Annotated in this window: 7 protein-coding genes; 6 read left to right on the top strand and 1 reads right to left on the bottom strand. The window is 50.3% G+C overall.

The genetic code is table 11. From position 1 onward, the window contains the following. Nucleotides 1–480 precede the first annotated feature (480 nt). The 6 genes from flhD to cheW all read left to right on the top strand — a co-directional run bounded on the left by flhD (nucleotide 481) and on the right by cheW (nucleotide 5,922). The gene (gene flhD, locus NNO02_RS08220; protein WP_040232414.1) at nucleotides 481–822 is read left to right on the top strand and encodes a flagellar transcriptional regulator FlhD; all 342 of its coding nucleotides are present in this window, start codon (nucleotides 481–483) and stop codon (nucleotides 820–822) included. A 2-nt stretch (nucleotides 823–824) separates the two neighbouring features. Next, nucleotides 825–1,403: a flagellar transcriptional regulator FlhC gene (flhC, locus tag NNO02_RS08215; protein ID WP_005127694.1), complete on the top strand. Its 579-nt coding sequence runs from the start codon at nucleotides 825–827 to the stop codon at nucleotides 1,401–1,403. 124 nt (nucleotides 1,404–1,527) lie between these two features. Continuing rightward, nucleotides 1,528–2,415: a flagellar motor stator protein MotA gene (motA, locus tag NNO02_RS08210; protein ID WP_005127691.1), complete on the top strand. Its 888-nt coding sequence runs from the start codon at nucleotides 1,528–1,530 to the stop codon at nucleotides 2,413–2,415. Next, nucleotides 2,412–3,341 carry a flagellar motor protein MotB gene (gene motB, locus NNO02_RS08205; RefSeq protein WP_271442788.1) on the top strand — a complete coding sequence of 310 codons (930 nt, stop codon included), beginning with the start codon at nucleotides 2,412–2,414 and terminating at the stop codon, nucleotides 3,339–3,341. The genes motA and motB overlap by 4 nt, the downstream gene beginning before the upstream one ends. A gap of 10 nt (nucleotides 3,342–3,351) precedes the next feature. Beyond that, a complete protein-coding gene (gene cheA, locus NNO02_RS08200; protein WP_271454555.1) occupies nucleotides 3,352–5,397 on the top strand; it encodes a chemotaxis protein CheA in 2,046 nt (681 codons plus the stop codon). A 21-nt stretch (nucleotides 5,398–5,418) separates the two neighbouring features. Then, nucleotides 5,419–5,922, top strand: coding sequence for a chemotaxis protein CheW (gene cheW, locus NNO02_RS08195; protein WP_003034638.1), 504 nt, complete (start codon nucleotides 5,419–5,421; stop codon nucleotides 5,920–5,922). Nucleotides 5,923–5,998: 76 nt separating this feature from the next. Here the strand turns inward: cheW and NNO02_RS08190 are convergent, their stop codons facing one another. Then, nucleotides 5,999–7,258 (bottom strand): dicarboxylate/amino acid:cation symporter, encoded by a 1,260-nt coding sequence (locus tag NNO02_RS08190; RefSeq protein WP_271442789.1) that lies wholly within the window; start codon nucleotides 7,256–7,258, stop codon nucleotides 5,999–6,001. Nucleotides 7,259–7,570 lie beyond the last annotated feature (312 nt).

Here is a 7,570-nt window from a genome sequence, read left to right as displayed (position 1 = left end):
GTATTTCATATTAAATCTGTGATCCAGCTCGCTATTTCAGTGCGTGATATTAACGTGCGTGAACAGAATACTATTCGCTTTTATTGCAAGATTATTCGTATGGCTGGAATTGAATGAGATAACGATGGTTTAAAAAATAGCCAAAGTAAAAGCTGGGCTGATGGATTTATGTTAAGTGTTTAGCTTGATTATGTGATCTACGTCACATATTCTTTAAATTCGCAGCATGGCTACGTTGTATGTGTAACGGGTGGCGGGTAGAGTTGCGTCGAATTAGGAAAAATCTTAGACATTTGTAAGAAATGATGTGAGCTTGTAAGGGACGCGGCATTCTAAGAAAGGAATGTTTAGACAACGCGTAAGTGCCATCACGTTGCTATGTATTTGACCTTTTGCTTTTTTTTACCGGGCCTTCCCGGCGACATCACGGGGTGCGGTTCTGCCGCATGAAAATAATGTTGGTTATTATGGATGCAAATAATGCATACATCCGAGTTGCTGAAACACATTTATGACATCAATTTGTCGTATTTATTGCTTGCACAGCGTTTGATCGTTCAGGACAAAGCATCTGCAATGTTCCGCTTGGGTATCAGCGAAGAGATGGCGGATACATTGGCAACATTAACACTTCCTCAAATGGTCAAATTGGCTGAAACCAATCAACTGGTATGCCATTTCCGTTTCGACGATCATCAGACTGTAACGCGTTTGACGCAAGATTCCCGCGTTGACGATCTTCAGCAAATTCATACCGGTATCATGCTTTCAACACGCCTGCTTAACGACATTGATGACGCAGCGCGTAAGAAAAGGGCTTGATGATGAGCGAAAAAAGCATTGTTCAGGAAGCGCGTGATATCCAGTTAGCGATGGAATTAATCACATTGGGCGCCCGTTTGCAAATGCTGGAAAGCGAAACGCAATTAAGCCGTGGCCGACTCATCAAGCTGTACAAAGAATTACGCGGTAGTCCTCCGCCAAAAGGGATGCTTCCGTTTTCCACCGACTGGTTTATGACGTGGGAACAAAATATTCATGCATCGATGTTTTGTAATGCATGGCAATTTCTGCTTAAAACCGGTTTGTGTAGCGGCGTGGATGCTGTGATTAAGGCGTATCGGTTATATCTTGAGCAGTGCCCGCAGCCAGAAGAAGGGCCATTGTTGGCGCTTACTCGTGCGTGGACCCTTGTCCGTTTTGTTGACAGTGGTTTGCTTGAATTGTCCGCCTGTAACTGCTGCGGCGGAAATTTTATTACCCACGCGCACCAACCCGCAGGCAGCTTTGCCTGCAGTTTATGTCAGCCGCCATCGCGAGCCGTAAAAAGACGTAAACTTTCCCAGAATGCTGCCGATATTATTCCACAACTGCTGGATGAACAGATCGAACAGGCTGTTTAACTGATACGGTGTGGATAAACACTCCAGCAGCGGTAAGCGATTACCGCTGCTTTTTTTTGTCCTGACCATGAGTTAACTGCCCGACTGCGCATCCTGTCATAGTCAATTGCGAAAGGATGATGTCGTGCTTATCTTATTAGGTTACCTGGTTGTTATTGGTACAGTTTTCGGCGGTTACATGATGACCGGCGGACACCTTGGGGCACTCTATCAACCGGCTGAGCTGGTGATCATCGGTGGCGCAGGTATCGGGGCATTCATTGTTGGCAACAACGGTAAAGCCATCAAAGGGACGATGAAAGCGATCCCGTTGCTTTTTCGGCGTTCGAAATATACCAAAGCCATGTATATGGACCTGCTGGCGTTACTCTACCGCCTGATGGCTAAGTCACGTCAGCAAGGCATGTTCTCGCTTGAACGCGATATCGAAAATCCAAAAGAGAGTGAAATTTTCGCCAGCTATCCGCGTATTCTTGCGGATGCAGTGATGCTTGATTTTATTGTCGATTACCTGCGTCTGATTATCAGCGGCAACATGAATACGTTTGAAATTGAAGCGCTGATGGACGAAGAGATTGAGACGCATGAAAGTGAGGCCGAAGTTCCGGCTAACAGTCTTGCAATGGTCGGTGACTCATTGCCAGCGTTCGGGATCGTGGCTGCGGTGATGGGGGTTGTGCATGCACTGGCTTCTGCCGATCGTCCGGCGGCTGAACTGGGTGCTCTGATTGCACATGCCATGGTAGGGACATTCCTCGGTATTTTACTGGCCTATGGATTTATTTCCCCACTCGCCAGCGTCCTGCGACAGAAAAGCGCTGAAACAACCAAGATGATGCAGTGTGTGAAGATCACTCTGCTCTCCAATCTGAATGGCTACGCGCCACCGATTGCGGTTGAGTTTGGTCGTAAGACGTTGTATTCCAGCGAGCGTCCTTCGTTTATCGAACTGGAAGAGCATGTTCGTGCAGTGAGAAATCCAGCAGCGCAGCAGACGACCGAGGACGCATGAAAAATCAGGCCCATCCCATTATCGTCGTAAAGCGACGTAAACATAAAAATCACGGTGGTGGGGCGCATGGTTCGTGGAAAATTGCCTACGCCGATTTTATGACCGCGATGATGGCCTTCTTTCTGGTGATGTGGCTTATTTCCATCTCCAGCCCTAAAGAACTGATTCAAATTGCCGAATATTTCCGTACACCGCTGGCTACTGCGGTGACGGGGGGAAATCGGATCTCGAACAGCCAAAGCCCAATTCCCGGTGGGGGTGATGATTACACCCAGCAGCAGGGGGAAGTAAACAAGCAGCCCAACATTGATGACCTGAGAAAGCGTATGGAGCAAAGCCGCCTGAGCAAGCTACGTGGCGATCTCGATCAGCTGATTGAATCCGACCCTAAGCTACGCGCACTGCGCCCACATCTGAAAATTGATTTAGTCCAGGAAGGGCTGCGGATACAGATTATCGACAGTCAGAACCGCCCGATGTTTAAAACCGGAAGCGCAGAGGTTGAACCTTACATGCGTGATATTTTGCGGGCGATTGCGCCCGTACTGAACGGGATCCCAAACCGTATCAGTCTTTCTGGTCATACAGATGATTATCCCTATGCCAACGGTGAGAAGGGATATAGCAACTGGGAACTGTCAGCCGATCGCGCCAATGCATCGCGTCGCGAGTTGGTCAGCGGTGGACTGGATGATGGAAAAGTATTACGGGTGGTAGGTATGGCCGCCACGATGCGTCTGAGCGATCGCGGTCCCGAGGACGCCATCAACCGCCGTATAAGCCTGCTGGTTCTGAATAAGCAGGCCGAAGAGGCCATTTTGCATGAAAACGCTGAAAGCCAGAATGAGCCGGTAAGTGTCTTACAACAGCCCGCGGCGGTGCCGCCGGCAAGCGTTCCCACATCGCCACCAGCCAATCCGAGGTGATAGCGTGAGCATGGATATTAGCGATTTTTATCAGACATTTTTTGATGAAGCTGACGAACTGTTGGCTGACATGGAGCAACACCTGCTGGATCTGGTGCCTGAAGCCCCGGACTCCGAACAGCTGAATGCCATTTTTCGTGCAGCGCACTCGATTAAAGGCGGGGCGGGCACTTTCGGCTTTACCATTTTGCAGGAAACGACCCATCTGATGGAAAACCTGCTGGATGAAGCGCGGCGTGGCGAGATGCAGCTCAATGCCGACATTATCAACCTGTTTTTGGAAACGAAAGATATTATGCAGGAACAGCTCGACGCCTATAAAAACTCAGAGGAGCCGGATGCCGCCAGCTTTGAGTACATTTGTAATGCGTTACGACAGTTAGCGCTCGAAGCAAAAGGTGAAACCGCGCCCGCGGTGGTCAATAGCGCCAAATTGAGCGTTGTTGATAGCACGGCGATACAAGACGAGGTGGTTGCACAAGCCGCCCCTGCCGCTGAAGAGGTCAAGAAGCGGATCATTCTCTCGCGCCTTAAAGCCAGTGAAGTCGATTTACTGGAAGAGGAACTGGGGAATCTGGCGACCTTGAGCGATGTGATCAAAGGTGCTGACACGCTGTCGGCTACGATCGACGGTAACCTCGCCGAAGATGACATTATTGCTGTGCTCTGCTTCGTCATTGAAGCGGATCAGATCGAGTTCGAAACCATCACTGCTGCGCCGACTACTGCAGAAACGCCAGCTGTTGCTGATGTCGTCGAACCACAGCCACTGCCGGTTGCTGCACCAGCACCTGCGCCGGTGGTCAAAGCGACCGCCAACGAAGCACCGCATGGACGAGCAGAGCGTGAGAAACCTGCGCGGGCCAGTGAATCGACCAGTATCCGCGTGGCGGTTGAGAAGGTCGATCAGCTGATTAACCTGGTGGGTGAACTGGTCATCACACAGTCAATGCTGGCTCAGCGTTCGAACGAACTGGATCCGGTAAATCATGGCGATCTCATCACCAGCATGGGGCAGTTACAACGTAACGCCCGCGATCTGCAGGAATCGGTGATGTCAATTCGTATGATGCCGATGGAATATGTTTTTAGCCGCTTCCCGCGCCTGGTGCGCGATCTGGCGGGTAAATTGGGTAAACAGGTTGAACTGACCCAGGTCGGTAGCTCCACCGAACTGGATAAGAGTCTGATCGAACGTATTATCGATCCGTTGACGCACCTGGTGCGTAACAGTCTCGATCACGGCATTGAACTGCCGGAAAAACGCATCGAATCCGGGAAAAGTCCGATTGGTAATCTGACACTCTCTGCCGAACACCAGGGCGGGAATATTTGTATCGAAGTGACCGACGATGGCGCTGGCCTGAACCGCGAACGTATCCTGGCGAAAGCGATTTCCCAGGGGATGCCAATCCACGAAAACATGAGCGATGACGAAGTCGGCATGCTGATCTTCGCCCCGGGATTCTCAACCGCCGAGCAGGTAACGGATGTTTCCGGGCGTGGTGTCGGTATGGACGTGGTGAAGCGAAATATCCAGGAGATGGGCGGGCACGTTGAGATCCAGTCGAAACAGGGCCAGGGCACAACCATCCGTATTTTGTTGCCGCTGACGCTGGCTATCCTTGATGGTATGTCTGTTCGTGTAGCCGATGAAGTGTTTATCCTGCCGCTGAATGCGGTAATGGAGTCTCTGCAACCTCGGGAAGAAGATCTCCATCCGCTGGCCGGGGGAGAGCGTGTTCTGGAAGTGCGTGGTGAGTATTTACCGCTGGTTGAGTTGTGGAAAGTCTTTGAGGTTGAAGGTGCAAAAACTGAAGCAACTCAGGGTATTGTAGTGATTTTACAAAGTGCAGGGCGTCGCTACGCGTTGCTGGTCGATCAGTTAATTGGTCAACATCAGGTAGTGGTAAAAAACCTGGAAAGCAACTACCGCAAAGTGCCAGGCATTTCCGCAGCAACGATCCTCGGCGACGGTAGCGTCGCGCTGATTGTCGATGTCTCTGCATTGCAGGGGTTAAACCGCGAACAACGTGTGGCAATCACAGCCGCCTGATTGAGTAAGAAAGGGAAGAATATGACCGGTATGAGTAATGTAACTAAACTGGCCGGCGAACCGTCAGGTCAGGAATTCCTCGTGTTTACGTTGGGGGATGAAGAGTACGGTATCGATATCCTGAAAGTGCAGGAAATCCGCGGCTACGATCAGGTTACGCGTATTGCCAATACGCCAGCCTTTATTAAAGGTGTGACAAACCTGCGCGGCGTGATTGTGCCGATCGTTGATCTGCGTGTGAAGTTCAGCCAGAGCGATGTGGATTACAACGAAAACACCGTCGTGATTGTCCTGAATCTGGGTCAGCGTGTGGTGGGAATCGTTGTTGATGGTGTATCCGACGTGCTGTCGCTGACGACGGATCAAATCCGTCCTGCGCCTGAATTTGCTGTTACCTTGTCTACGGAATATCTGACCGGGCTGGGGGCGTTGGGTGACCGGATGCTGATTCTGGTGAATATTGAGAAACTGCTGAACAGCGAAGAAATGGCGCTGTTAGATATTGCTGCCAGTCACGTCGCGTAATCGCCATACCGAATCCGGCCTACAACGATTATTGTTGCAGGCCGGATAAGCGTAGCGCGTACGGCAGACTTCCCCCTTACGCTTCTCGTTCAATCAGCTCAGGTTCAGCTTCCAGTAACCCTTCCTTCTGCGCCAGCATCGCTGTCGCAATTCCGTTACCCAATACGTTAATCGCTGAGCGCCCCATATCAAGGAAATGGTCGATGCCCATCAGTAACAGGATCCCTGCAACAGGAATATTAAAGCTTGGAATGGTGGCCGCCAGCACCACCAGCGCTGAACGCGGTACGCCAGCAATCCCTTTTGACGCCAGCATCAATGTCAGCATCAGCACGGTAATTTCCGCGAAGGAAAGGTGGATGTTATAAGCCTGTGCGATAAACATGGAGGCGAACGAGCAGTACACCATCGAACCGACCAGGTTGAATGAATAGCCAATCGGCAGTACGAACGACACGATGTTACGTGAGCAGCCAAATTTGGTTAATTGCTCCAGCGTTTTAGGGTAGGCCGCTTCCGAACTGCTGGTAGTGAAGGCGACCAACACCGGATCTTTGAGCATACTGACCAGGCGGAACACCTCTTTCTTCAGCACCAGATAGCCCACTGCCAACAGGACCAGGCAGGTCAGCAGAATAGCGACGTAGTAGCCGCCAATAAATGACGCGTAGTTGAGCAGAATACCCAGGCCCTGCGTGGAGATAACGGAAGAGATAGCGGCGAAAATTGCCAGCGGCGCGACGTACATAACATAGCCCGTCACTTTCAACATAATGTGTGAAACCACATCCAGTGCGGCGACCAGCGGCGCGTTAAATTTCTCTCCCAACGATGCCCCACCAATACCGAAGAACATTGAGAACACGACAATTTGTAGGATCTCATTATTCGCCATCGCTTCGGCAATACTGGTAGGAATGGTATGAGACAGAAAACCTTTCAGGCTCATACCACCGACGGCGAGTCCGGTGTCAGTAGCTTCCAGTGGAATGGCCAGGTTCAGCCCGCTCCCGGGTTGTTCAAGTGAGACAACAAACAGGCCAACCAAAATAGACAGCACGGACGAGCTGATAAACCAGATCATCGCTTTGCCGCCAACGCGCCCGATGGTGGAGGTTTCTCCCAGACGCATGATTCCGACGGTCAGAGTGCTGAAGACTAACGGTGCGATGACCATTTTTATCAGCCGCAAAAAGATGTCGGTGAGCAGCGTAATATTATCAGCCCAGGCGGTAACGACGCCGGGGGAGGCATAGGTGTGGATCACCGCACCCGACAGGATCCCCGCCAGCATGAAGATCACGATAAAGAGCGTGAGTTTGTTTGCATTTGCCACTAAAAAGCCCTCAGTAAGGATTTAACATTTATTAATCAGTTACTCATTTTTTATACTTATTAAGTGGTAACGAAGTATTCATCATATAAATTGAATTAAAGCCCAGGCAGATACAACTTTTTTTAATTTTTTATCCGTTTTGTTGTGGTATTCGGCGGATGGTTATGTGATCGGTATCACACGAAAAGGGAGGGGGGGAATACAAATAGTGGTCAAACAGGGCGGTTTAAAATGTTATTTGCATGATAATTATGATGTTTTTATGTAAATGAGTTGTGGTTTCTATTCCTCAGTTTTTCCCTTCTCCCGCCG

The organism is Citrobacter sp. Awk 2, from assembly GCF_028069815.1.
Taxonomy (GTDB): domain Bacteria; phylum Pseudomonadota; class Gammaproteobacteria; order Enterobacterales; family Enterobacteriaceae; genus Citrobacter.
This window is presented reverse-complemented; position numbering and strand designations above follow the sequence as displayed.

Bases quoted from the DNA above. Each gene is read 5' to 3' on its own strand.
- flhC (WP_005127694.1), top strand. From the start codon at position 825: ATGAGCGAAAAAAGCATTGTTCAGGAAGCGCGTGATATCCAGTTAGCG.
- cheW (WP_003034638.1), top strand. From the start codon at position 5,419: ATGACCGGTATGAGTAATGTAACTAAACTGGCCGGCGAACCGTCAGGT.
- motB (WP_271442788.1), top strand. From the start codon at position 2,412: ATGAAAAATCAGGCCCATCCCATTATCGTCGTAAAGCGACGTAAACAT.
- cheA (WP_271454555.1), top strand. From the start codon at position 3,352: ATGGATATTAGCGATTTTTATCAGACATTTTTTGATGAAGCTGACGAA.
- flhD (WP_040232414.1), top strand. From the start codon at position 481: ATGCATACATCCGAGTTGCTGAAACACATTTATGACATCAATTTGTCG.